Source organism: Bacillus sp. FSL K6-1106, assembly GCF_038005245.1.
In the GTDB taxonomy this organism is placed as follows: Bacteria; Bacillota; Bacilli; order Bacillales; family Bacillaceae; genus Bacillus; species Bacillus altitudinis.
In genome coordinates, this window is sequence record NZ_JBBOSV010000001.1 from 2,776,151 (window position 1) to 2,798,724 (window position 22,574).

General features: G+C 42.2%; 22 protein-coding genes. 9 read left to right on the forward strand and 13 right to left on the reverse strand.

From position 1 onward, the window contains the following. The first annotated feature begins 13 nt into the window (after positions 1–13). Together MHI20_RS14520 and MHI20_RS14525 are read left to right on the forward strand one after the other, a co-directional pair. Complete coding sequence (locus tag MHI20_RS14520) at positions 14–1,435, forward strand: glycoside hydrolase family 1 protein (protein WP_008343856.1); 1,422 nt, start codon at positions 14–16, stop codon at positions 1,433–1,435. Between the two features lie 182 nt (positions 1,436–1,617). Further along, on the forward strand, positions 1,618–2,355 hold the full coding sequence (locus MHI20_RS14525; RefSeq protein WP_203144057.1) for a hypothetical protein: 738 nt from the start codon (positions 1,618–1,620) through the stop codon (positions 2,353–2,355). A 15-nt stretch (positions 2,356–2,370) separates the two neighbouring features. Here MHI20_RS14525 and MHI20_RS14530 read toward each other — a convergent pair whose 3' ends face one another. Then, positions 2,371–2,706 carry a hypothetical protein gene (locus tag MHI20_RS14530; protein WP_203144058.1) on the reverse strand — a complete coding sequence of 112 codons (336 nt, stop codon included), beginning with the start codon at positions 2,704–2,706 and terminating at the stop codon, positions 2,371–2,373. 132 nt (positions 2,707–2,838) lie between these two features. After that, a complete protein-coding gene (locus MHI20_RS14535) occupies positions 2,839–3,006 on the reverse strand; it encodes a DUF3967 domain-containing protein (RefSeq protein WP_203144059.1) in 168 nt (55 codons plus the stop codon). 139 nt (positions 3,007–3,145) lie between these two features. Here MHI20_RS14535 and arr point away from each other — a divergent pair, with 139 nt between their 5' ends. Beyond that, positions 3,146–3,562 (forward strand): NAD(+)--rifampin ADP-ribosyltransferase, encoded by a 417-nt coding sequence (gene arr / locus MHI20_RS14540; RefSeq protein WP_046342521.1) that lies wholly within the window; start codon positions 3,146–3,148, stop codon positions 3,560–3,562. A 61-nt stretch (positions 3,563–3,623) separates the two neighbouring features. On the opposite strand, the gene MHI20_RS14545 is transcribed toward arr, so the two are convergent. Genes MHI20_RS14545 through MHI20_RS14570 form a run of 6 tightly spaced genes read right to left on the reverse strand, consistent with a single transcriptional unit; the run spans position 3,624 to position 11,113 of the window. Continuing rightward, positions 3,624–5,543 carry a BglG family transcription antiterminator gene (locus tag MHI20_RS14545; RefSeq protein ID WP_340939149.1) on the reverse strand — a complete coding sequence of 640 codons (1,920 nt, stop codon included), beginning with the start codon at positions 5,541–5,543 and terminating at the stop codon, positions 3,624–3,626. Next, positions 5,540–6,424, reverse strand: coding sequence for an ROK family protein (locus MHI20_RS14550; protein ID WP_277519311.1), 885 nt, complete (start codon positions 6,422–6,424; stop codon positions 5,540–5,542). Before MHI20_RS14550 ends, MHI20_RS14545 begins: the two co-directional genes overlap by 4 nt. A 57-nt stretch (positions 6,425–6,481) precedes the next feature. Further along, the gene (gene mngB / locus MHI20_RS14555; RefSeq protein ID WP_340939158.1) at positions 6,482–9,145 is read right to left on the reverse strand and encodes a mannosylglycerate hydrolase; all 2,664 of its coding nucleotides are present in this window, start codon (positions 9,143–9,145) and stop codon (positions 6,482–6,484) included. Positions 9,146–9,173: 28 nt separating this feature from the next. Beyond that, positions 9,174–10,292, reverse strand: a complete 1,119-nt coding sequence (locus MHI20_RS14560) for a PTS fructose transporter subunit IIC (RefSeq protein WP_017358746.1) — start codon at positions 10,290–10,292, stop codon at positions 9,174–9,176. A 36-nt stretch (positions 10,293–10,328) separates the two neighbouring features. Further along, positions 10,329–10,658 carry a PTS fructose transporter subunit IIB gene (locus MHI20_RS14565; RefSeq protein WP_007498438.1) on the reverse strand — a complete coding sequence of 110 codons (330 nt, stop codon included), beginning with the start codon at positions 10,656–10,658 and terminating at the stop codon, positions 10,329–10,331. Continuing rightward, positions 10,655–11,113 carry a PTS sugar transporter subunit IIA gene (locus tag MHI20_RS14570; RefSeq protein WP_024719036.1) on the reverse strand — a complete coding sequence of 153 codons (459 nt, stop codon included), beginning with the start codon at positions 11,111–11,113 and terminating at the stop codon, positions 10,655–10,657. Before MHI20_RS14570 ends, MHI20_RS14565 begins: the two co-directional genes overlap by 4 nt. Before the next feature lie 242 nt (positions 11,114–11,355). On the opposite strand from MHI20_RS14570, the gene MHI20_RS14575 reads away from it, so the two are divergent. Together MHI20_RS14575 and MHI20_RS14580 are read left to right on the forward strand one after the other, a co-directional pair. Then, the gene (locus tag MHI20_RS14575) at positions 11,356–14,022 is read left to right on the forward strand and encodes a S8 family peptidase (protein WP_193804028.1); all 2,667 of its coding nucleotides are present in this window, start codon (positions 11,356–11,358) and stop codon (positions 14,020–14,022) included. 108 nt (positions 14,023–14,130) lie between these two features. Further along, positions 14,131–14,613 (forward strand): hypothetical protein, encoded by a 483-nt coding sequence (locus tag MHI20_RS14580; protein WP_007498435.1) that lies wholly within the window; start codon positions 14,131–14,133, stop codon positions 14,611–14,613. A gap of 346 nt (positions 14,614–14,959) precedes the next feature. On the opposite strand, the gene MHI20_RS14585 is transcribed toward MHI20_RS14580, so the two are convergent. The 3 genes from MHI20_RS14585 to mmuM all read right to left on the reverse strand — a co-directional run bounded on the left by MHI20_RS14585 (position 14,960) and on the right by mmuM (position 18,081). Continuing rightward, positions 14,960–15,580: a hypothetical protein gene (locus MHI20_RS14585; protein WP_017360397.1), complete on the reverse strand. Its 621-nt coding sequence runs from the start codon at positions 15,578–15,580 to the stop codon at positions 14,960–14,962. 112 nt (positions 15,581–15,692) lie between these two features. Continuing rightward, complete coding sequence (gene mmuP, locus MHI20_RS14590) at positions 15,693–17,096, reverse strand: S-methylmethionine permease (protein ID WP_024719033.1); 1,404 nt, start codon at positions 17,094–17,096, stop codon at positions 15,693–15,695. 46 nt (positions 17,097–17,142) lie between these two features. Next, positions 17,143–18,081 carry a homocysteine S-methyltransferase gene (mmuM, locus tag MHI20_RS14595; protein ID WP_144668297.1) on the reverse strand — a complete coding sequence of 313 codons (939 nt, stop codon included), beginning with the start codon at positions 18,079–18,081 and terminating at the stop codon, positions 17,143–17,145. Positions 18,082–18,416: 335 nt separating this feature from the next. On the opposite strand from mmuM, the gene MHI20_RS14600 reads away from it, so the two are divergent. Then, on the forward strand, positions 18,417–19,247 hold the full coding sequence (locus MHI20_RS14600; RefSeq protein WP_025206673.1) for a YitT family protein: 831 nt from the start codon (positions 18,417–18,419) through the stop codon (positions 19,245–19,247). A 74-nt stretch (positions 19,248–19,321) separates the two neighbouring features. Here the strand turns inward: MHI20_RS14600 and MHI20_RS14605 are convergent, their stop codons facing one another. Further along, the gene (locus MHI20_RS14605) at positions 19,322–19,510 is read right to left on the reverse strand and encodes a hypothetical protein (protein ID WP_340939367.1); all 189 of its coding nucleotides are present in this window, start codon (positions 19,508–19,510) and stop codon (positions 19,322–19,324) included. A gap of 426 nt (positions 19,511–19,936) precedes the next feature. On the opposite strand from MHI20_RS14605, the gene MHI20_RS14610 reads away from it, so the two are divergent. The 3 genes from MHI20_RS14610 to MHI20_RS14620 are packed head-to-tail and all read left to right on the forward strand — an operon-like array spanning position 19,937 to position 21,001. Beyond that, positions 19,937–20,254 (forward strand): PadR family transcriptional regulator, encoded by a 318-nt coding sequence (locus MHI20_RS14610; RefSeq protein ID WP_035703044.1) that lies wholly within the window; start codon positions 19,937–19,939, stop codon positions 20,252–20,254. Next, a complete protein-coding gene (locus tag MHI20_RS14615) occupies positions 20,247–20,834 on the forward strand; it encodes a DUF1700 domain-containing protein (RefSeq protein WP_041091193.1) in 588 nt (195 codons plus the stop codon). Before MHI20_RS14610 ends, MHI20_RS14615 begins: the two co-directional genes overlap by 8 nt. Beyond that, the gene (locus MHI20_RS14620; RefSeq protein WP_265786084.1) at positions 20,831–21,001 is read left to right on the forward strand and encodes a hypothetical protein; all 171 of its coding nucleotides are present in this window, start codon (positions 20,831–20,833) and stop codon (positions 20,999–21,001) included. The genes MHI20_RS14615 and MHI20_RS14620 overlap by 4 nt, the downstream gene beginning before the upstream one ends. Before the next feature lie 118 nt (positions 21,002–21,119). On the opposite strand, the gene MHI20_RS14625 is transcribed toward MHI20_RS14620, so the two are convergent. After that, positions 21,120–22,472: an IS1182 family transposase gene (locus MHI20_RS14625; protein ID WP_096880954.1), complete on the reverse strand. Its 1,353-nt coding sequence runs from the start codon at positions 22,470–22,472 to the stop codon at positions 21,120–21,122. Positions 22,473–22,574: the final 102 nt, after the last annotated feature.

Here is a 22,574-nt window from a genome sequence, read left to right on the forward strand (position 1 = left end):
GGAGGACATAATCATGAGATATTCAACACTAGCACCATTTCCAAAAGACTTTTTCTGGGGCGGATCGACTTCCGCCTATCAAGTAGAAGGTGCATGGAACGAGGATGGCAAGGGGCCTTCAGTCATTGATATGAGAGAAAGCTATCCTGAAGGAACAACTGATTTTAAGGTAGCCAGCGATCACTATCATCGATATAAAGAGGACGTGAAGATGTTTGCAGAAATGGGCTTGAAGGCTTATCGTTTCTCCATTGCATGGACACGTATCATTCCAGATGGAGATGGGGAGATCAATCAAAAGGGAATTGACTTCTACCATTCTCTCATTGATGAATTGCGCCGCTATGACATTGAACCAATTGTGACGATGTATCACTTTGATCTGCCTCATGCGCTTCAAGTGAAAGGCGGCTGGTCAAATCGTTCGACAGTCGATGCGTTTGAACGTTATGCGGAGGTTTTGTTCCAGGAGTATGGCGAGAAGGTAAAATATTGGCTGACGATTAATGAACAAAACATGATGATCTTACATGGATCAGCTTTAGGTACACTGGATCCAAACTTAGAAAATCCGAAAAAAGAACTATATCAGCAGAACCACCATATGCTTGTGGCACAGGCGAAAGCCATGACGCTTTGTCATCGTTTGCTGCCTGAGGCAAAAATCGGACCAGCGCCAAACATTGCCCTTATTTACCCGGCATCTCCAAAACCTGAGGATGTCATTGCTGCGGCTAATTACAATGCGATCCGCAACTGGCTATATCTTGATATGGCGGTATTCGGTCGTTATAACAACCTTGCATGGGCATACATGAAGGAAAAAGACATTCTTCCTGTGATTGAAGAGGGAGATATGGATATTTTGAAAAGTGCAAAACCAGACTTCATTGCCTTTAACTACTACACATCTCAAACGGTTGAAGCGAGTAAAGGAGATGGCAATGATGAATTTGCCCGCGGCGGAGATCAGCATTTAAAATCTGGTGAAGATGGCGTCTACAAAGGCGGCAACAACCCGTTCTTAAGTAAAAATGCATTTGGCTGGGAGATTGACCCTACCGGTTTCCGATCAACGATGCGTGAGATTTACGACCGCTATCAGCTGCCTCTTATTATTACGGAAAACGGGCTAGGCGCTTTTGACAAGTTAGAAGCGGATGGATCGATTCAGGATGATTATCGAATTGATTATTTAGAAAAACATATTGAACAAATCAAATGGGCGATCACTGACGGTGTTGAGGTATTCGGGTACTGCCCATGGTCAGCCATCGACTTAATCAGTACACACCAAGGCTGCTCAAAACGTTACGGTTTTATCTACGTCAACCGTGATGAATTTGACCTGAAAGACCTGAAGAGAATTCGGAAAAAGAGCTCTTATTGGTATGAAACATTGATCGAGCAAAATGGAGAGAACATCGGGAAGTAACAGAAAAAAGCCAGTCACCTTATTAGCGGGTGACTGGCTTTTTTGTTCGTTCACTTTATCGGCTTGTGTCATTTGTCTATCATAGAAGTTTCCTTAAATCTATCTTAAATCCATTGATACACTCATTTTGATTTGATAACCTTGATTTTGGAATTTAATACAAAAGGAGGAATATAAACAAAATGTTCAAAAAAACACTTTTAACCCTAATTACCCTAGCTCTTGTCATATCAATATGGACTCCATTTTCATCAGAAGCATCAGCAGAAACACACTCTATCAATTCACAAGAATTAAAAGCGTTAGTAACACCGACGGTTCTACAAAATGAACAAGCTAACAAAGAATTAGACGAACTTGAAAAGAAAATGGGGGAATACATAGAAAACCTTCCATTTACAGAAAAAGAATTTGAAAACATGACAGAGTCAGAACAAAATAAAGTGATCGATCAATATTTCAACAATGAAGAATTTTTAGCTTTAGAAAACCGAATGAAACAACTTGACTCGAAAAGTAGTCAGAGTGAAATCACAACACAAGCACTACCAATATTTTTCGTACCAATCGCAATGACCGTAGGAAGAGTTGCTTTATGGGCCATAAGATCAAAAGGCGCAAAAGTTGCACTGAAGTATTTGAAAAACAGAATAAAAGGTTTTGGGAAGAACTATCATATCGATTGGTATGTAAAAAATAGAAAAGGAAAAGTCGAGAGTCTTGTAAAAGTGTTCCATAAAAAAGGAAAAAAGAAAATACGAGTATTTGCAGTTGATAACGGAGTCATACCACTAAAACCAGGATCATCAAACTGGTACTGGCATTTTCACGTAGCTCCAAAAATTAATATACACCATGCTCTGAGAGCATCAGTACCAAGTAAACACAAAGCTGTAAAAGGTAGAACAATACTCCACTAAAAAAGAAAAGCCCTATTAGGAGGGCTTTTCTTTTTTAGCATCGTAATCTTTAATAATTTCAATTGGATCAATTGCATCATCATCTTGTACATATTGCTCTACATAAGGAGTCATCAACTTCTCAAACTTATTTTCATCATCTACTAAAGCAATACAAGTTTCATATCCTTCAAAATCAGATGGGTATAAATTTGCAACAGCACTACCAGTTTTTAAAGCCTGATCTATCGCATTTTTTAATTCCAATAGACCTTTCCTGTTTCCTAAAATCAATGCTTCTCTATGATGAGTTTCTTGAGCATATATATTACACATCTCTAAAACATCATCATCATCCACTTGAATAGACATACAAAAAGCACCTCCAAAGTAAAATTTAGTTAATTATATAATTATTGATGCCAACATGCCAAGACCTCAAACGTCTCATTGGCTACTTTATCCTCATCTTCTTCAATCCTGCTCAGAGTTTCTTCCTAGGCATCAATACGCTATTTCCAAAACTGTCACCAACATTTTTTTGCCCTTTTTTTCCTCCTGCTCCGTTGCCGTAATTAATTTTTTAGTTTCTTGAGTTTCTTTTATGGCGTCTAACAGCTTTTTATCTCTTTCAAGAAGACTGCTTTGTATGTATGCTTGCTGTTTTTTCAACTTGCTGGAGTTTACCGATCACATCTTACTCTCTACTATCATTATACCCCGAATTTCATCTCATTTATAGACTGTTTTCCGCCCGCATCAGCCCGTATACTGTTATACGCAAGTCAATAACGATAAGGGATGTGGCTGTATGAATGACAAGAAAGATGTTTTAGATCCTGGGCCGTTTTTTCATGGGACGAAAGCGGAATTGAAGATTGGGGACCTGCTTGAGCCGTTGCATTTATCCAATTATCAGGATAAACAATCGAACCACATCTATTTCACCGGAACATTAAATGCAGCCAAATGGGGAGCTGAATTAGCCCGGTCTGATTCCAAAGAGAGAATTTATGTTGTAGAACCGACAGGCGAGTTTGAAGATGATCCGAATTTGACGGATCAAAAGTTTCCAGGGAATCCGACCCGTTCTTATCGATCGAAATCCCCTTTGAAAATTGTCGCAGAATTAGGCGCTTGGGAAAGACATTCCGATGAAGAAATCAACCATATGCTGACGTCGTTGAAAAAGTTAAGGGAAGAAGGAAAAAACGTCATATACGATTGATTCGTATGTGAGGAATAGATGAATAAAAGGCCGCCCGATTTCACTTGGGCGGCCTTTTGTGCTATTGAAACAGGACATGCATCAGCTCATCAAATGTCCTTGCATGTGTCAAGGAGTGAAGGCGGTCAGGACTGTCTAATAAATCGACAGCTTGTTCAAAAAATTGATTCATGCAGGCAGCGTCATCTTTCTGAATGGCTAACAAGAAAATCAGAGATACTTGATCTCCCTGCCAATCAATTGGCTGTTTCAATCGTGCAATTGCCACGCAGGAGGTGCCTTCATTTGTGATGAGCGGGTGAGGCATTGCAATCCCCTTGCCAAGATAGGTCGATGACATTTGCTCCCGTTCCAGCACGGAGGAACGAAAAGAAGATGAAACAAGCTGATGCGCCTCCAGCCGGCTGCAAAGCGTATCTAATACCTCTTCCTTGCTTGAAAGGTTCACATCCAACAAGGTCAATCGTTCTTGGAAAAAAGCCATCAGCTCCTGTGAAGGGGCACCGTGTCCGTTTAACAGGTGAATGACCTCACTCACACGCTGGACATCATGATGTTCAAAAAAAGCATTCACTTGAATGATTGGTTTCCCCTTTGGTGCGAGAGGTACGGTTGTAATAATCACATCACATGGCAAAGTGGTGCTAAAAGCGTAATCCTGATAAGAATAAAGCTCAACAATCTCAAGCTCATGTTGAAAGGCCGCCTTCAATTTAATTTCAAGCAGACGTGCCGTTCCTAGTCCAGACCCGCATACAATAATGGCCCTCTTTTTTTGTGAGGTGTCAAGATGACTTCTTTCAAATGAAGCAGCAATATGTAAGGCAACATATGCCGCTTCATCTTCATTTGGCGTCCGCACCAGCTGTAAGGCATTGAGTCCGCTGACGGCCAAATCAAACGGATAAGGGTAAGATGTTTTGATCTCATGCAAAAGCGGATTTTGTAAAGACACGCCGTATTGAATTCGATTTAATAATGGCTTCATATGCAGCATCAAATCTTGACGCAGGATATCGTCATCTACAAAACGATGACCGCTTGTTTTTTCAATGTGCTGGAGAAATCGTGTCACCGCCTGACGTACTTCTTCGGTCGTTTGGTGCGCATCAATTTCTTTCCACGTTTGATTCGCTAAGAGATGCATCACCAAGTAATCTGTTTCATCCTCTGACAAGGTGACATGAAACGTGTCGCTTATTTGATGAGTGATCTTTTGAGCGATTCTTGTTAACACTGGCGGTCTTTGTGTGTGAGTGGTACTGGCGGGTATCCGCTGTTTTTTTTGCGTTTGTTGAATGGCAATCGCTAAGTGAATCACTAAATTCTTTAGGGCAATATCTTTAATGAGCAGTGATTCTTGATATAGATTTGTCAGCACAATGGATCGAATGGTTTCGAGTGAAATGTCAGGGAAATGAAGCTGTTCCCGCTCAGTTATATGAGATAGGGCGGGTTCTTCTTCAAGCAGTAAGTCTGCGTAGCACGTCCTTTTTTGCAATTCGTCTCCGTCTACTTTTAAGCCAAATCCAGGCTTTGAGATAAGGGTCATACCGTAACGGGCTAACAGCTCCCGTCCTTTTTTTAAATCACTGCTGACCGTCATACGGCTAATGAACAATTCTTCTGCTAATTGATCAATTTTTAAGTAGTCTGATTGAAGCAATAGTTTTCTCATCATAAATCGTATGCGCTCTTCTGGCATGACGGGTACGAGAGAGCGGGCAGGAAGCTTTTGCTGATGAAGCCAAAGCAGGAAAGCGTCTTGGTCACTTGTTAAGAGCGTATACCCTTTCCCGCGGATGGTCTTGATCATGGCTCCAGCTTGTGTTAACAGCTCGTTTGCTTCTTTGATTAAATTGCGGATGGAGCGGTCAGATAAGCGAAAAGAGGCAGTGAGCTCCTCCAGCTTCACGAACCCTTTCGTTTCAAATAGCCGCTGAATGAGCTGGTAGGTTCGAGTATCTGCCGTCATCATCATTGCGCCGCTCCTTGTTCCTTTAAGGCATCAGCTCCAAGGGCGATGGCTCCCATTAAACCAGATAATCCGTCAAAGGAAGGCTTTGTGACGATTTCATTTAATGGCTTTGGTAATTGTAAGTAACCATGAAGGCGCTTGTCTGTTTCTTCAAGGATGAGTGGCAGCAAGGCCGGCTGTTTCATGACACCTCCACCCAAAATAATGCGTTCTGGTGAAAGGGTAAGTAATAAATTTGCGGTCATTTGCCCGAGATAATAAGCTTGAAGTGACCAGGCAGGATGCTCCTCTGGCAGCATTTGTGCCAATGTATGATAGCGGCCTTCTATGGCAGGTCCAGATGCCAATCCCTCTAAACAATCATGATGGATCGGGCAGCAGCCCCCATAGGTGTCATGAGGGTGGCGCTGAACAGTGATATGTCCCATTTCTGGATGAAGCAGTCCGTGAATGAGGCGGTTTTCAATATAGGCACCGCCGCCGATTCCCGTCCCAACCGTGATATAGATCAAGGAATTTGGTCTGTCTGTTCCCGTTGAAAAACGAGCTTCACCGAGCGCCGCACAGTTCACATCCGTATCAAGCTTCATAGGGAGACCGAGTGCTTGTTTTAAGGTTGAGAGTAATGGAAATTGGCGCCAAGCTGTTTTGGGTGTTTCGAGAATCGTTCCATAGCTGGGGCTGTGTTCTTTTACATCGACAGGTCCGAATGTGCCTATGCCAATCGCATCAACTAGATGCTCTGTAAAGTATTCGATCACTTGCCGGCATGTTTCTTCTGGGTTCCCTGTTGCAAAGGAAGTCATATGTTCAATCGTTCCGTCTGTTGTTCCGTAGCCGCAGACAAATTTTGTACCGCCTGCTTCGATGCCTCCAATTCGCATGATCAATGCCCTCCATTAAAGAGGGGCGGAATCCAAATGGATCCCGCCCCTACATGTTCATTTTTTCTTTACAATGTAGGTTTGTACCTGACAAGGTGTGAGCGGTTCAATGTGTAATGATCCATGTTGTGCTTTCAGTATATGTCCTTCAGGTGTTTCGCCTAAATTCGCTGTTTCTCCATGTTGTAGAGATGAACTATTGATTGAAGCGGCTGTTTGACGTGTTAAATATGGATTGAAGAGACGAATGACAATGCCTGTCCCATGCTCTTCTTTTTTCAAAGCGCTTAGAACGGCCCCGTCTGTCTCAATGTCAAGCAGGCTATAAGTAGATTGTAAGTCTTCTTTTTCATCTCGGAAAGAGAAAATTAAACGACCGTTTAAAAAGTCTGCCCGCTCGTAGCACTGAACCGGGGTGGTGTAACGTTTAGCAAGCTGAGCCAAGTGTCCTTCACTCACCGCTTCTTGGCTATAGTGCATGCCAAAGGAGAATGATAGCGATCCTTGAAGCTGGGCATCAGGTGTTTCCACGATTTTTTCTCCAGAAGCCCGGCCGGGACGGTAAAGAAGGTTTTCTTTCCCCATTTTTCCGAAACAGCGGAAGAGTGTGTAAGCAATGGTTGTGTAGTCTTCGCCTGTGATTTGGTATTCTCTGACGCAGTCCGTCAAAAGAGAGACACCATATGCTTCATCGCGAAGTGCAACAAATGATTGCATGGGTTCAATGGTAATCGGTTTTTCTTCCCAATGTTCATTGTTCCACCATTCTAGCTCTTGCGTCAGCTCCGTTGGACGTTCGATGGTGCCAAACTGTTGATCGCTGAGTGATACGTTTGACGCAATACCTGTATCAAAGAGTACCCGTAGACGGTGGTCTAGCACATGGTTGTCAACATTCACATGAAAACGGATGACCGCTTCATCTTTATTTAAAGCCACCTTCGCTGTGATCGGGAGGGAAGTCGTCCCCTTTTGCTCCGAACGTTCCTCTAAATCATATGGGACAGTCAATTGAAGCTTGATGGTGAGCTCTTCCTGTAAACTGCTTTTCGATACGGTAATGTCTGCTGATGAGATATCTTTAGATGATACATAAAGATCCTCACGCGGTGGTGAATAGTTATAAGAATCCCCATCATCTCCGTTGTCTTCAAAGATCATTTGCTCAGAGAACGTTCGTCCAGTCTGTTTATCCGTAATTTCTAATGACCCATTGTCATTTGCTGTAATGCGGTAAAACGTATTTTCAATGACACGGCCTTCTGTTTTTTCCAAAATGGATTCACTAGATTCATCGAAAACCATGCTGACTTGTGTATAACCAACGGATGGCAAGTCGACTGCTTCAATGAGTAAAATAGCTTTCCATACTTGCTTTGGCATGTACACTTCTTTGCTTGGGTTAAGTGAAATCTGCTGTGCTAAGACATAATCTGTCACATCGGTTTTGCTTTTGACTGTGTAGTGAAGAGTTCGTCCATCAGCGTCTTTTAGTGTAAATGGACGTTCTGTGATAAAGGTTTCGACTTCAATGACTTCAGAGCGCTTTGAAGGCAGTGTGTTAAATAAAGTGAACGTGATTTCTTGCTCAGTTTGCAGCCGGATGGCGATGAGACGCATGTGTAAGTCCACCAGATTCTCGGCGATTTCTTTTGCCTGCTTGTAGCGGAAGAAAACGTCTTGATTCGTCGTATCACTGTTACAGCCGCCAATGCTGTCATGCGCTGCATTTTCAAACATGAGGTACCAAATATCACGCACCGTGTCATGCGGATAGTCATGTCCGAGTGAATAGCTGATTGTAAGGATCGGCTCCATCACATTGACAAGATAGTTTTCAATTTGGTTGTTTAAGATTTTCAAATCTGCTCTTGTTGAAAAAATGGACTTGTGAATTCGCATATGCTTGGCATGAATGAGTTCTCCTTCTAATGTCTCAAAAGAAGTCCGCTCTTTTTTCACTGCTGCAATGTAGTCTTCTAAACTGCTAATTTGATAGTGGTGCTCGTCTATTTCATTGGCTTTTTCTAATAAGTCAGGCAGGTTTTTACGAATAGGCGCTTGGTCAAAGCCATTTGGGAAATAGACATTCTTTGTCGTAGCTTTTGCTTGCAGCGCCCCGATTTTTTCAGAAAGAAAGGCTTGCAGGTCTTCATCCTTCTCAGGAATATTTCCTCCGTAGTAGTAGCCGAATGGCAGATTCACTGCAAACACTTCACTGCCATCCGCCCCGCGCCAATTAAATTCTGTGTGATTCGTCATATGATCAGAAACGCCGCGCCAAAAGGCTGTATCGACAATACCAAAGCCTTGATAAATTTGAGGCATTTGTGCAGATTGACCGAAGGAATCAGGGACATAACCGACCTTCATGACATGTCCAAACTGCTGACAGCGCTCAATCCCATATTGCAGGTTCCGTACAATCGATTCCCCAGAAATAACGAGCTGATCCGTTTGTGTATACCACGGACCGATGATGAGGCGTTTTGCTGTGACGAGCTGTTTGATTCGATTTTCATCCTCTGGCCGCCATTTCAAGTAATCATCTAGCAAGGATGCTTGTGCATCGAGCATGAAGTAATGGAACCGTTCATCTGTTTCGAGGGTGTCCAATATGTCCATTACGCTTTTCATTAAGTAGATACGGGAGCGGGAGGTGGTAAAATACCATTCCCGGTCCCAGTGAGTATGTGGAATCACATGTACATTGACAGTCATTGTGTAACGACACCTTTCTTTGTTCAAATTATCCTTCTAGCACAAGGTCAAAATCATCTTCTTCTTTCTGCTTCTGATCATGTTCTGGCTTTTGGGGTTCTTTTTTCTCAGAGAAGTTCACAAGCAAGTTGGCGCCAATTCCAATAACAAGTGCGCCAGTTAGCGCGCCGATTAAATACGCCCACCAGTTTCCTACTGAGAAGAATCCGTATAGTCCGCCAATTGGGGGCATGATGTCATGGACACCTAATAAGGCAGCAACCCCGCTTCCTGCAGCACAAGCGACGACATTCAGCGGAATCAATTTCAAAGGATTGACGAGTGTAAAGGGAATGGCTCCTTCTGTAATCCCGATAATCCCCATCACAAGGCCGCCCCGTCCGGCTTCTCTGAAGGTAGGAGAGAAGTTGCGTTTTCGAATCAATGTCGCAAGCCCGTATCCTAGCGGCGGAATGACAATCGCGATATTGACGAGAATGGCAGGAAGATAGACACCTGATAGGAAGAGCGCGTTACCAGCCATCCAAGCTGATTTATTCACTGGGCCGCCAAGGTCAAAGCCAATCATTGCACCTAGAATGAGAGCAAGTGCGAGTGTGCTCGTTCCATCTGCGACCATGCCTTTGATCCATTCAATTAATGCGGTGTTCAAAGCTCCTAATGGACCGCCTAGCAGAACGGACATGAGAAGTCCGGTTAAGCCAACAGTAATGAGCGGTAAGATGAGCAGAGGGACGAGTCCAGCTGCGGAGCCTTGAATTTGAATTTTTCTTTTCACAAAGAGAGCGACATATCCGGCAAAGAAACCTGCAATGACGGCGCCGATAAAACCAGCATTTGTTGAGCTGGCAAGAGCTCCGCCGATAAAGCCGGCCGCAAGACCAGATTTATCTGCAATCGAATAGGCAATAAAGCCAGCGAGCAGTACGTTCATTAAGCCAATGCCTGTCCAGCCAACTTGTTCCATCAAATAGGCACCATGTAAAATGCCGCCTGCATCTTTATAGGCGTTTAAATCTGACACACCAAAACCTAACCCGACTAGTTTGGCTAAACCAACGATAAGTGAAGCTCCGATGATCACCGGAAGAATATAAGAAATACCGGTCATGAGGTGGCCTTCAATGACTTTTAATTTTGCTTTCATTCTGCTTTGCTCCTTTCTATATGGCATTGCTCTTGTTTATTGGGATTCAGATTTTTTCTTTTCAACCAGCGCAACGGCTTTTGTGATGATTTGCTCGGCATTTTTTAGAGCGCGTCCGATTTCGACACGAACAGTAGGAATACCTGAGAAGCGTTCAGCGTCGTTAATGTGCTGATTGGAGGCGATAATGCAAAGGTCTGCCTGCTTGGCTTCCTCTGCTGTAATGCCATTCACCTGTCCCATAATTCCTTGTTGTTCGATTTTAATCTCGTGTCCAAGCTGTTTACCCGCATTCTCTAATGCTTTTGCTGCCATTGGTGTATGAGCTAACCCTGCTGGGCATGAAGTGACACCGACAATTTTCATTGTGTAATCCCCTCTTTCAATTGTTGTTCAATGACTTCGTAATAATAGTCTGCTGTTTGACCGGGTTGAATCTTTTCGATGAAAGCAGGCTCCATTAAACTTGTGGCAATGCCAGACAGTAATTTGAGGTGTGTGACATTGGCCTCTTCTAGTGGAACGAGCAGTGTAAATAAATAGCTTGTTGGCAAATCGTCGAAGCTTCCCCATTCAATGGGTTGTTCAAGTTCTAAAAAGAGAAGTGAAGCCGTTTGAACAGCAGAGCTTTTTGTATGAGGAATCGCAAAACCTTGCTGAAGTCCTGTTGAGACTTCGTCTTCGCGTTTCAACAAATCTGTTAATAACCCTGACTGATCGTTTGTAATGTGAAGGTCTTCAGCTTTCTCGGAAATGTATTGTAAAATCTCATTCTTTGATCGACCGTTTACTTGTGTAAAAACATGATCTTTTTGGAACAAGCTGATCCCTTCTCTCTTGTTTGTTAAGCGCTTACAATTTGATTGTAATGTACTTTTCGACATGGTTAAATAGCATCATTTTCCGTTTGAAATGGCAAAAAGTTTATGAAGCGAACAGACTAGTCATCTGAATATCTCAAATCCTAGCTTAAAACGAGTTTAATTATGTCAAAAACAGATTCTACTAAAAGGGATTCTGTGATATTCTTCCAAGGTATTGTAAAAGATAAGGGGGTCTTTTCATGTTTAAAAAGCAGGTCAAATCCTGTGTGGTTGTACTCATGGCCATCATTCTATGTATGGCTGCATTACCTGGGTACGAGGCATCAGCAGTTAGTAAAGGCACAAGTGTCAATGAAGCCATTGGGTTAAAAAATGGTGAAGTCATTTCAGGTACATTACAGAATGAAAAAGAAGAGTCATGGTACCAAATCACGCCATCTGCAGATGATGTGGCAAAACATACACATATGCAAATTTCTGTCAAAAGCAAACAAGTGTTATCTGTATCGGTCTACCCAAGTAAGGATAGAGCGATAAAGGATGACACTTATTCGAGATATCGTGTGGACACAGCAAGTGGAGAGACAGAAATCAACTTCCCGCATGCATGGTCAGGTCCTTACTATGTCAAAGTGCTGTATTTAGGTTCAGAGGAAGACAGCCGTGATGAGGAAGAGGATGCAGCATATACAATCGGGTATAAAGGTGCGAATCTTCCGCCATCTGAACCGATTTTCCCTGAAGAAGAAGAGCCAACGATCATCATTATTGAGAAAAAGCATGGACGTGAAATTCTTCAATCCATTCGTACGATCGAAGACAAACGATTCAATGAAACAGCCGAAGGTCAGAAGCTTACACGTCTGCTACAAAAAACAAAGCCGTTTCTCAAATCTAAACTCATCAACAATCAAAAAAAGCAGCAAACGGTGTACAATCATTTGCTGACATTAAAATCATTGCTGAATGACGTAGAGAAAAATGGTGCATTCAGCGGTCATATCGTCACAGAGAAAGAGCAACAGGCGATCCGTTCCCTTTTTGATATGCTCAAAGAGGCAAGTCCAGCCTATTTAAAAAAGGAATTAGAAGCAGTGGGGCAAAAAGTAGGAATCGATCAGCTTGAAGGAAAATCGATCGGTTATGTATTAGAGAAACAAAAGCTTGTTCCAGAAGAAAAGGTCAACACAAACAAAATCATCTTTAAATTAAAGGATGGACAAACGATTCAATCCGCAAAAAAGAAAATGAAAAGCTACGGAATTCAAGAAAACCGTGTGACATCTCAGTCAGTAAATCCTTTATTTAAAGGAATGTATGTTTATGATGTACCGGCAGGGAAAGAATCAGCAGGCAAAACGCTTAAAGCAGGCAAAGCTGTGATCAAAAGCACGGCGAGAAAGCTTTCTAGTATGCCGAATGTTGAATTTGCAGAGCCTGTACAAACGTATCGTGCGCTCAGCAATGACGCGCAGTATGGTTACCAGTGGCCTTTGAAAAACAGTGCGCAGAACAGTGGGAAAAAAGGCGCTGATGTGAAGTTTGAACAAATGAATACATTGATTGGCACAAGCAAAATGAAGCAAACGTTAATTGCTGTTGTGGATACAGGTGTCGACAGCCGTTTGTCCGATTTAAGCGGAACGGTTCGCACAGACTTAGGTGCCAATCTGATCGGCCGAAATAAAGATGCAATTGATGACAATGGCCACGGCACCCATGTGGCAGGTATCATTGCAGCAAAAGCCGATAATCATTACTCCATGGCGGGGCTGAACCAACATACAGGTATCATCCCAGTCAAAGTACTGGATGCGTATGGAAATGGAGATACAGAGCATATTGCTCTTGGCATTAAACATGCAGTGGACAAAGGTGCTAAGGTCATCAACATGAGCCTTGGCGGCTACTACAGCAAGGTCATTGAATATGCGATGAACTATGCTGCACAAAAAAATGTATTAGTGGTAGTGGCGAGCGGAAACGATGGCATTCCAGAAATGGGTTATCCTGCGACTTCCAAGTACGCCATGGCAGTTGGTGCAAGCAATCGCATGGATATTGCCGCTGAATTCTCAAGCTATGGGAAAGGATTAAGCATGTCCGCACCAGGGTCTGATATCCCAAGCTTAATGCCTGATGGGAATGTTTCATACCTGAGCGGGACATCAATGGCTACACCGTATGTTGCAGCAGCAGCAGGATTACTGCTTTCTAAAAATCCAACCCTGAAACCAAACCAAGTGAGAAATATTTTACAAAATACAGCGGATGATATTTCATTTAAAGCTGTTGATGGAACAGATGACATTTTCTATGATGAATATGACGAGCCTGTTGTCGATCCGAAAATTCCGGGTATCGACTGGATGACAGGACATGGCAGACTCAATGCTTTTGCCGCGTTAAGTGCTGTTGAATTAAACGCATCAGTTAACAAAGTAGAAGATCAGCATCAAAAGGTGACAGGAAAGGCGAAAGCCGGCGCTGCCATTTCTGTGTATAGAGGCAAAACCCTGCTTGGAAAAGGCACGGCAAGCAAAAAGGGAACCTTTAGTGTGAAGATCAAGCATCAAAACAAAAATAAAGTGCTTCACATCAAGATATCAAAAGGAAAGGCTGCGACTTCGCTCAAAACGGTCGTGAAAAAGGGCAAAGCGCCAGCTAAGCCAAAGGTGAATCGAGTAACAGTGAAAAGTAAAACGGTCAAAGGAACTGCGGGTGCAGGCTTGACGATCAAGGTGAAGAACAAATCAAAGAAAGTCATTCAAACGGTCAAAACCAATAGCAAAGGCGCATTTACGGCTAAAATCAAGCCGCAAAAAGCCAAAACCGTCTTGTATGTGACGGCTTCAGATGTGAGAAAAAGAGAAAGTAAAGCAGTGAAAGTTGTTGTGAAAAAATAGTCTTGTAGCTTCCCTTTTGAATAAAAAGGGAAGTTTTTTGTTTTTTACTGGAAAAATGACAATAACTGTCGATAGTAATATAGTAGGAAAAAAAAGGAGGATTTATCGATGAAAAAAATCATGTTTGCTTTCTTTCTATCATTGCTTCTCGTTTTCCCAAGCTTTGCACATGCAGAGGAAACAGGAGCAGTACCAGCATCCGTACAAGTAACAGGCGTCACAGCAGCAGACGGTGGTATGGTCAATTACGGTTCTGGCAGTAAATATCGTGTAGGTTCATATTATCCAGCTACTTTTAAAGGAACATTAAAGGACACAAGTGGTCAACTCATGGCGAATCAGCCAATTCAGCTTTATTTTGAAGCAGCAATCAAATCATATGCTCAAACAGCGACAGGTACAACAGACGAGAATGGACAATTTTCACTAACGATTCAAGTTCCTGCAGGTGCAGGCTACCGTACATACAATAATGCAGGCTGGTCTACACATTACTACGATATCGTTCCAGTGACTTTCACTTCAAACGACATCACGCTATCTTCAAATGTGACAAGTGTGTACCATTTGGCATATACATCACGTTACTAATCTGCTAGAAGAGGCGACCTGGCGCAAGCCCTGTCGTTTTCATAGAAAAAAAGGATGTCAGCTAGTGACATCCTTTTCTTTTTGTTAGCAAACCTGCTGGGCGGCAACCGAAAGAGTCGCTAAACAAACACTCATGAGCCGTTTCTCCCAGATTCGATCGAGCATTGAGCTTTACATCTTGAGCTTTGATGGATAAGAACTTTGAATACTTGAGCTTTCAGCTTTGAACGTTCAGCTTTGAGCTTTTATCATGGATCATCCTAAGATGATCATCAGATGAGGAGGGAATGACCTTTCCCTCGGAGGTGTTTAGTCCTATCGATTTTCGGCTCACTAACAAAATCGACTAGTCGATCTGTATTTTTGTCAAGGTATTGCTTTCTGATAAGGAGAAATCCACTTCCATTTGGAAATCTTCAATCTCTTTCGAAAGCTGTTCAATCTTCACTCGAAGACGAAGAGGGTCAATGATCGCCGCCTCATTTTCAGCTAGGAATGACTTGACGATCTCTTGGTTGGCAGCGGCTTGTGTTTTTCCGTCTTTCCCAAATAGTGTTTCTAAATGTTGATCCAGTCTCTTTTTCACATCTTCATTGATTTGTTCTGACCGGTCAACCAGCTCTGTGTAGACCTTTTTTAATTTTCGTAAATAACGAATATCGTAATCTATGGATGTCTTGCGTTCAATGGCTTCTGCTACGGTCATGCTAACACCCGCCACCTCAATCGTTGTCGTAGCATTCGACACAACGATGGCTGATTTAATGGCATTTCGGCGTTTGATTAATGCTTGAATCGATTGGTCATCTGCTTTTGCCTTTTTTTCTACTTCTTCTTGATTTTGAAATCCGTTCTGTATATGTTTCCCGATGACCAAGCCACCGAGTACAGCTTCATCAATCGTTCGGTTGATTCTTTTATCTAACATTTTCAGTTCACTTAATGCTCTTGTAATGGTCATTTCCATATTAACGACAGCTCCCTTGATTCATCCTGAAAATCATAGATTCCTATCATATACCAAAATGTCTTTGTTTTGCTAGTGACATCCTTTTTTGGAACAAACAAAAAACCTGGTGCTATACACCAGGTTTTTCTCGTTTTTTCTGAATCCATGTTGTCACGTAATAGGCAGCATAGCAGAGTGCGATAAAAGGGATACCGCAGATGAGAGCGATGCGCTGATTTGGATCAAAAGCAATACCGATCACAGATGCAAGGCATAGGAGGAAGGCAGCAATCGGAACCACCGGATAGAGCGGGGTTCGGAAAGATAAATCATGAAGCTGTCCGCCATCCTGTAAGAATTTTTTGCGAAACATGAACTGTGAAGCTGCAATTCCCATCCATACAACAACAACGGCGAGTCCAGAGATAGACACAAGAACCAGATACACCGTTTCAGGTGCGATGACACTCGATAGCAAAGAGAGAATGCCCCCAATCATACTCAAAATGAGTGCATTCAAAGGAATTCCCTTTGACGTCAATTTTGCCAGCTTTTTAGGTAATGTTCGTTCTTCAGAAAGGGACCATAGCATGCGAGATGAGGCGTATAGCCCTGAGTTTGCAGCAGATAAAATCGCTGTCAGAATGACAAAATTCATGAAATCTGCCGCATAAGGAATACCGATGCGGTCAAAGACCACAACGAAAGGACTTTTGATCACCCCGGCTTCTTCTACTGGAATTAAGCCGGCTAAGACCACGATCGTTCCGACGAAAAACAGGACAAGACGTAGCACAGTCGTGCGAATCGCCCGGGGAATGGTCTCATCTGGATTGACGCTTTCGCCCGCAGCAATTCCAATCAGCTCAGTACCCGAAAAAGCAAAATTAACAGCCAGCATGGTCATTAATATCGGTAAAAAGCCGTTTGGGAAGAGACCCCCATCTCCAGTGAAGTTAGAGAAGAACGGAGCGGCCTCACCGCCTTTTAGTGGAATCAATCCAAACATCGCCGCTCCGCCAAGAATAATAAAGAGAATAATAGCCATGACTTTAATGCTAGAAAACCAAAATTCCGATTCTGCAAAAAACTTAACTGTAAAAGCATTGAGTAAAAAGATGAGAAGCGCAAAAACACCGCTCCACATCCAAACCGATGTGTCCGGGAACCAGCGCTGCATTAAAAGACCTGCCGCTGTAAATTCTGAACCAAGTGCTACGGTCCATGTCAGCCAATAAAGCCAAGCCACTGTATAGCCAGTGCCGGGCCCAATGTATTTTGTTGCATACGTGTGAAAAGCGCCTGTAACCGGCATTGCGACAGACAGTTCACCTAAACAGAGCATCACGAGGTACACAATTAATGCCCCAACCAGATAAGCCAAAATCGTTCCCGCAGGTCCGGCCTGATTGATCGTATATCCTGAACTTAAAAAGAGTCCTGTGCCAATCACGCCACCTAAAGAAAGCATGAACAGGTGACGGCTTGTCATTTTTCGTTGATATTGTTGTGACTGATCTTTTGCTTGTTCCATGTCTTCCCGCCCTTTTGCTTAGAAGTATGTGTGTTGAGTCATGATGCTACGATGTTGCCTGTTTGAAGATATCGGTAATATCCTCTGGTGTCGTCCGGCAGCAGCCGCCGATGATTTGTGCGCCGTCTTTATACCATTGCTGCGCACATTCACCAAATGTATGATGAGACGTATCGCCGCTCCAAACCTTTTCTTCAGGATCATATAATTCCCCTGAGTTCGGATACACGACAATCGGTTTGCTTGTCCCTTTTTTCATCTCCTGAATGAGAGAAGACATATATTGCGGCGGTGTACAGTTTACGCCAACAGCAGCGATCTGCTCATATGGTTCGAGTGCTTGTACACAGTCTCTCAGCAGATCCCCTTCACTAATATGCTTACCATCCTTTGCGCTAAACGTGATCCACGCATACACACCGCTGAACTCATCCTGCAGCAGTTTAGCGATAGCGATTGCTTCAATGAGACAAGGGATGGTTTCACAAGCGAGAATATCTGCACCAGCCTCTACCAATGCTTGAATTCTTGGTCTGTGAAAATCAATGAGCGCCTGCTCTGTGAGTCCGTAATTTCCCTTATATTCTGAACCGTCAGACAAATAAGCGCCGAAGGGCCCCACAGATCCAGCGACAAATGGTTTTGCCCGCTCTTTATGTTGTGTCTCATCCTGCCAAAACTGCTCGCATGCTTCTTTTGCTAACGTGACAGATCGTTTCATTAATTCGATTGCATCTTCTTTTGTGTAGCCTTTTTCAGCAAAGCCATCAATTGTCGTTTGGTAGCTGGCTGTTGTTGCACAGTCAGCACCTGCTTGGAAGTAGTCCAAGTGTACTTGCTGAATCAATTCTGGCTGTTCAATGAGGATTTTGGCTGACCATAAACTGTCGTTTAAATCACAGCCCTTTCGTTCAAGCTCTGTTGCAAGTGCACCATCTAAAATCAAAGGTGTGTGAGCCTGTAAACGGCTTTGAATAGGATTCATATAAATCAAACAGCCTCCTTTGTCGATCGGAAATAATGGATATGATATGAGGCAGTAGTTTAAATGACTAAAGTGTTTTTGTCAAGGAGAGGAATAAGCATCACATGACGGGAAAACCCTGATAACATGCGGGTTTGAGTGCATAAACATACAGTTGAAATAATAGAAAACCAAGTCATTGACAGCCTCTAAAAAGAGATATATATTATGGAAAGGTTCATTTCAGAAAGCTTCATCAAAAGGCCCGTCTTTTGATTTTTATTTTGTCCAACGACTGTCTTCTTTCGTGCAGAAAGAGGGTTTTTTATATGCTTAAAAAAGGAGGAAAGAAGAAATTGAAAAAATGTGTAAAAGATATTGCAATGATTCTAGTTGGTTCTTTTTTATTTGCTGCAGCTGTGAACATGTTTGTCATTCCACTTGAGTTTGGTGAAGGCGGGGTAACGGGGCTGTCCATCATTTTCTACTATATGTTTGAGATTGCGCCGTGGCTGACAAACCTTGTGTTGAATGCGATTTTATTACTGGTGGGGTATAAATACTTGGACAAGAAGACCACGATCTACACAGTGGTAGCTGTCGCAAGTAACTCTCTATTTTTACATTTGACCACTACATGGGTGGTGAACGTCCATGAATTGATCATTGGTTCTATTTTCGCAGGGATCATCATTGGTATTGGCATTGGTCTTGTTTTAAGAGCGGGCGGTACAACAGCGGGATCTGCCATTCTTGGGCGAATTGCGAATAAGTATCTAGACTGGAACGTGAGCTACGCCATCTTGTTCTTTGATCTGATCGTTGTTTTTGCTTCTTACTTTATTATTGGTGCGGAAAAATTAATGTTTACGATTGTGATGCTGTATGTGGCGACTAAGGTGATGGATTTCGTCATAGAAGGGCTTAACACGAAAAAAGCAGTGACGATTATTTCTTCATGCAAAGATGATATTGCCGAAGAAATCAATCACACCTTGGATCGAGGCGTGACCATTTTAAACGGTCGCGGTCATTATTCGAAGGAATCGAAGGAAATTCTCTATGCAGTCATTCAAAAACAGGAGCTGATGCGTTTAAAGAAAATCATTAAGAAAATTGATCGAGACGCATTCGTTGTTGTCCATGACGTGCGTGATGTGTTTGGAGAAGGATTTGTGAATATATAAAAAGTGAAAAAAGACACCTCCACTATAAAGTGGGGGTGTCTTTTCATATGTTGAGTGATCTTATGTTTAAGGGACTATTTTTTCAAGGTATCATCTTTTTTCTCGTTACTTTTCAGAACGAAAAAGCGTATACACTCAGCAATGGCCGCTCCCACCACAAACAGGATGATGGGTGTAATGGTAAAAGGTTGTTTGAAGATGAACAAATACACGGTATAACATAAAGTTAGTGTAATGACTAAAGTGAGATAATTACTCCACATTTTTTTCAAGGTCATCAGCTCCTCGTTTTTTAAGGTCTACCATTATTCGGTATTGGTTGGGTTGAAAAGAACTAGCCACTTTCAGCCGTTCTCATCACTTTAATTCGAGTTGAGTGTTCGTAAAACTTAGTATGAAGTTCATAAGGATAAGTCATTGTGAATGAACTTCTTAATTCCATAAAATTCAGCTTATCCCTTTAAAATAAAGAGATTAAATGAGTTGTTTCCTATGATATTCGTTCCTGTGTATGTTTGTTGTCTACAATAGACACACGCTAGATTTATCTTGATCAGGTGAAGCCTTGAAGAAAGAGAAACTTCCTGTATGAAAATTTATAGCGACGTTGAGAGTGAAAAGTTGCAAAAGATACCTCTTGTCACATCATACTATGTATTGTATAGTATAAATAGTTAGGAGTTGTAAACATGAATGCACAACTAAAAAAAGGATTACTTGAATTCTGTGTACTGGCGGTATTAAAGAAAGGCGATTCCTATGGTTATCAAATGATTAAAGATATGTCCCATTGTATTGAGATTTCAGAATCGACATTATATCCGATATTAAAGCGGTTAGAGCAAAACAATTATGTGGAGACCTATTCACAGGAACATAACAGTCGATTAAGAAAATACTACCGGATGACTGGGAACGGCCGGGAGCATATCGCGCAATTTTTAGCGGAATGGGATCAAGTGATGGCGATTTACGACTTTATTTCTGGAGGACAGAGCAATGAATAAAAAAGAATTTTTAGCTAGCTTAGAGAAGCACCTGCATCGTCTAGGCGAAAAAGAAAGTGATCGGTTCATCGAGTATTACGATGAAATGATCGAAGATTATCAGGAAGATGGCTACAGTGAACAGGAAGCAGTTCATCAAGTCGGTCAGCCTGCCATTATTGCTGAAGGGATTCTGAAGGAACAAGGAATCAAAACCATTCAGGTGCCGACGTTTGGAGAAAAAGCCACAAGGCTCTCCATCCTCATTTTAGGCTTTCCGTTATGGGGCAGCATTCTAGCAACAGTCTTCCTGCTGATTCTTTCTGTGTATATGGTGATTTGGTGCGTTCCACTCGTGACAGGTACAATGACGCTAGTTGGTTTGCTCGGTGGTTTTTGGAGTATCATTGGTTCTCCATTTATTTTTCAGGATGGTTTGCATGTGGTGGTGACGCAGATCGGAGTTGGGATTCTTCTATTAGGTGTCGGATTATTAAGCGGCATAGCCACGGCGTATTTAACAAAGCTATTTGTGCAAGTGACTGTTCAAACCACTAAGGCATTCATGGGAATGTTTAAAAAGAAGGTCGTGAGAGTATGAACGTGAATGATTTAAAAAAGCAATGCATCAAATGGGGGATCATCTTCACCGTTGTCGGAGGAATTGTCATGGCAATTGGTTTTGGACTTTCAGGCTTTGACCTAGATGCATATCAAAACAATGACCAGAACAATGTGTTCCGCACGATCAATTGGAGCAAGCCATAAATGAAAGACCCGCTTATGCGGGTCCAGATTGTAGAGAAACTCATGTTTTTCTACAATCTTTTTTATTTTCATCGTAATGATGATGGATGAGATTGAATGAAAAAGGCCTCCCACACACCTAACCTAGCTTCGCTAGATGTGTGGCAATCTTCTTCATGTTCTGACAGGCAGCTGTGAGAAGAACTTGCTCACTCACATTTTGTTTTCCCCTCAACCGGCAGTAGCGAAGCCCGTGCAGTTGTTTTGAATCTGCAAAGCTTCGCTCTATTTTTTCTTTTCTTTTTTTATATAGCTCTTTTCCAGAGACAGATAGACGATTTTGTCTGATCTTTTCTTTATGTTCTTCCCATATGTGTCTTGAGATGACTTTTTGATGATTTTTCGACCTTGTGCATCTTTCAAGGAAAGAACACGATGCACATTTTTTAGGATCTGATTTGTAGAATCGATAACCCTTTCGATCAGTTGTTGTATATAATAGCTTCTCACCATTTGGGCATATGTAATGATCATGTTCAGAGTCATACTTGAATTTCCACTTCTCAAATAAACCTCTTGTTGGATGAAAGCGTCTATGTGCGATGACACCAAAAATACGGCGATCTGATAAACCTTTACAGATTGGGGTCGTCAAATAACCAGAATCAAGGGCAACAGCTTCTACTTGAAAACCAAATCGTGCGATTTGGTGATCCAACCGATCAAGATACGGAACAGAATCATGGACATTACCGGGCGTGATGTGGGCATCCGTGATGATATTGTACTTCATATCCGTTGTACGGTGGTCTAGGTAGAAAAAGCCTTCCGGTTTGTTTTCACGATAAAGATAGCCACTTTCAGGATCAGTCGTACTTTGACGAATGTCTTTTTCCGTTTTCACCTCCTCTTTTACCTTTAAGGGCTTTTTTCCGTGTGCCACCCGATCTTCTTGGATCGCTTCTTCTAAATCATTTATATAGTTCTGGGTATCTTGTTCAATCGTTTTTCTCATATATTTATGTTTATTGGCATTGGCTTTAAGATGAGTTGAATCAGTAAAAAGAACGCGGCCTCCTACCATATCATGATTGATAGCTTGAAGCACAATCTCGTCGAAAATGTCTTGAAAAATCGTTGTATCTTTGAATCGAGTACGACGATTCCAGCTAATGGTCGAGTGATGAGGAACGGGGTCATTGATGTTCAAACCTAAAAACCATCTATACGCCATGTTATAGTAAATTTCTTTTTCAAGTTGTCTTTCAGAACGGATACCGTACAGGTATCCGATAAACATCATTTTGAACAAAATAAGTGGATCAAGAGAAGGACGACCTTTATTCTCGCTATAATACGGTCTTACTTTATCTACGATAAATGAAAAATCAATGTACTGATCAATTTTACGAAGCAGGTGATCCTCTTCGACCAGTTGATCTAGCAATACAAATTCAGCTTCGTGCTGAGAAGAATTTCTAGTGTGGAACATGAGAAAAACACCTTCCTTTAGTGGGCTTTTCTCTATTATAAAATGAGGAGATGTAAATTTTAAGGAAAAAAATAAAGCTGTCGAGATTTTCTCGACAGCCTG

What these genes read in the sequence shown, in the direction of transcription:
- MHI20_RS14565 (WP_007498438.1), bottom strand. Translation starts at nt 10,658, where the DNA reads ATGAAAATTGTCGGTGTCACTTCATGCCCAGCAGGGTTAGCTCATACA.
- MHI20_RS14550 (WP_277519311.1), bottom strand. Translation starts at nt 6,424, where the DNA reads ATGCGAATTGGAGGCATCGAAGCAGGCGGTACAAAATTTGTCTGCGGC.
- MHI20_RS14560 (WP_017358746.1), bottom strand. Translation starts at nt 10,292, where the DNA reads ATGAAAGCAAAATTAAAAGTCATTGAAGGCCACCTCATGACCGGTATT.
- mngB (WP_340939158.1), bottom strand. Translation starts at nt 9,145, where the DNA reads ATGACTGTCAATGTACATGTGATTCCACATACTCACTGGGACCGGGAA.
- MHI20_RS14580 (WP_007498435.1), top strand. Translation starts at nt 14,131, where the DNA reads ATGAAAAAAATCATGTTTGCTTTCTTTCTATCATTGCTTCTCGTTTTC.
- MHI20_RS14620 (WP_265786084.1), top strand. Translation starts at nt 20,831, where the DNA reads ATGAACGTGAATGATTTAAAAAAGCAATGCATCAAATGGGGGATCATC.
- MHI20_RS14525 (WP_203144057.1), top strand. Translation starts at nt 1,618, where the DNA reads ATGTTCAAAAAAACACTTTTAACCCTAATTACCCTAGCTCTTGTCATA.
- MHI20_RS14545 (WP_340939149.1), bottom strand. Translation starts at nt 5,543, where the DNA reads ATGATGATGACGGCAGATACTCGAACCTACCAGCTCATTCAGCGGCTA.
- mmuP (WP_024719033.1), bottom strand. Translation starts at nt 17,096, where the DNA reads ATGGAACAAGCAAAAGATCAGTCACAACAATATCAACGAAAAATGACA.
- MHI20_RS14530 (WP_203144058.1), bottom strand. Translation starts at nt 2,706, where the DNA reads ATGTCTATTCAAGTGGATGATGATGATGTTTTAGAGATGTGTAATATA.
- arr (WP_046342521.1), top strand. Translation starts at nt 3,146, where the DNA reads ATGAATGACAAGAAAGATGTTTTAGATCCTGGGCCGTTTTTTCATGGG.
- MHI20_RS14575 (WP_193804028.1), top strand. Translation starts at nt 11,356, where the DNA reads ATGTTTAAAAAGCAGGTCAAATCCTGTGTGGTTGTACTCATGGCCATC.
- MHI20_RS14585 (WP_017360397.1), bottom strand. Translation starts at nt 15,580, where the DNA reads ATGGAAATGACCATTACAAGAGCATTAAGTGAACTGAAAATGTTAGAT.
- MHI20_RS14520 (WP_008343856.1), top strand. Translation starts at nt 14, where the DNA reads ATGAGATATTCAACACTAGCACCATTTCCAAAAGACTTTTTCTGGGGC.
- MHI20_RS14605 (WP_340939367.1), bottom strand. Translation starts at nt 19,510, where the DNA reads ATGTGGAGTAATTATCTCACTTTAGTCATTACACTAACTTTATGTTAT.
- MHI20_RS14615 (WP_041091193.1), top strand. Translation starts at nt 20,247, where the DNA reads ATGAATAAAAAAGAATTTTTAGCTAGCTTAGAGAAGCACCTGCATCGT.
- MHI20_RS14610 (WP_035703044.1), top strand. Translation starts at nt 19,937, where the DNA reads ATGAATGCACAACTAAAAAAAGGATTACTTGAATTCTGTGTACTGGCG.
- MHI20_RS14625 (WP_096880954.1), bottom strand. Translation starts at nt 22,472, where the DNA reads ATGTTCCACACTAGAAATTCTTCTCAGCACGAAGCTGAATTTGTATTG.
- mmuM (WP_144668297.1), bottom strand. Translation starts at nt 18,081, where the DNA reads ATGAATCCTATTCAAAGCCGTTTACAGGCTCACACACCTTTGATTTTA.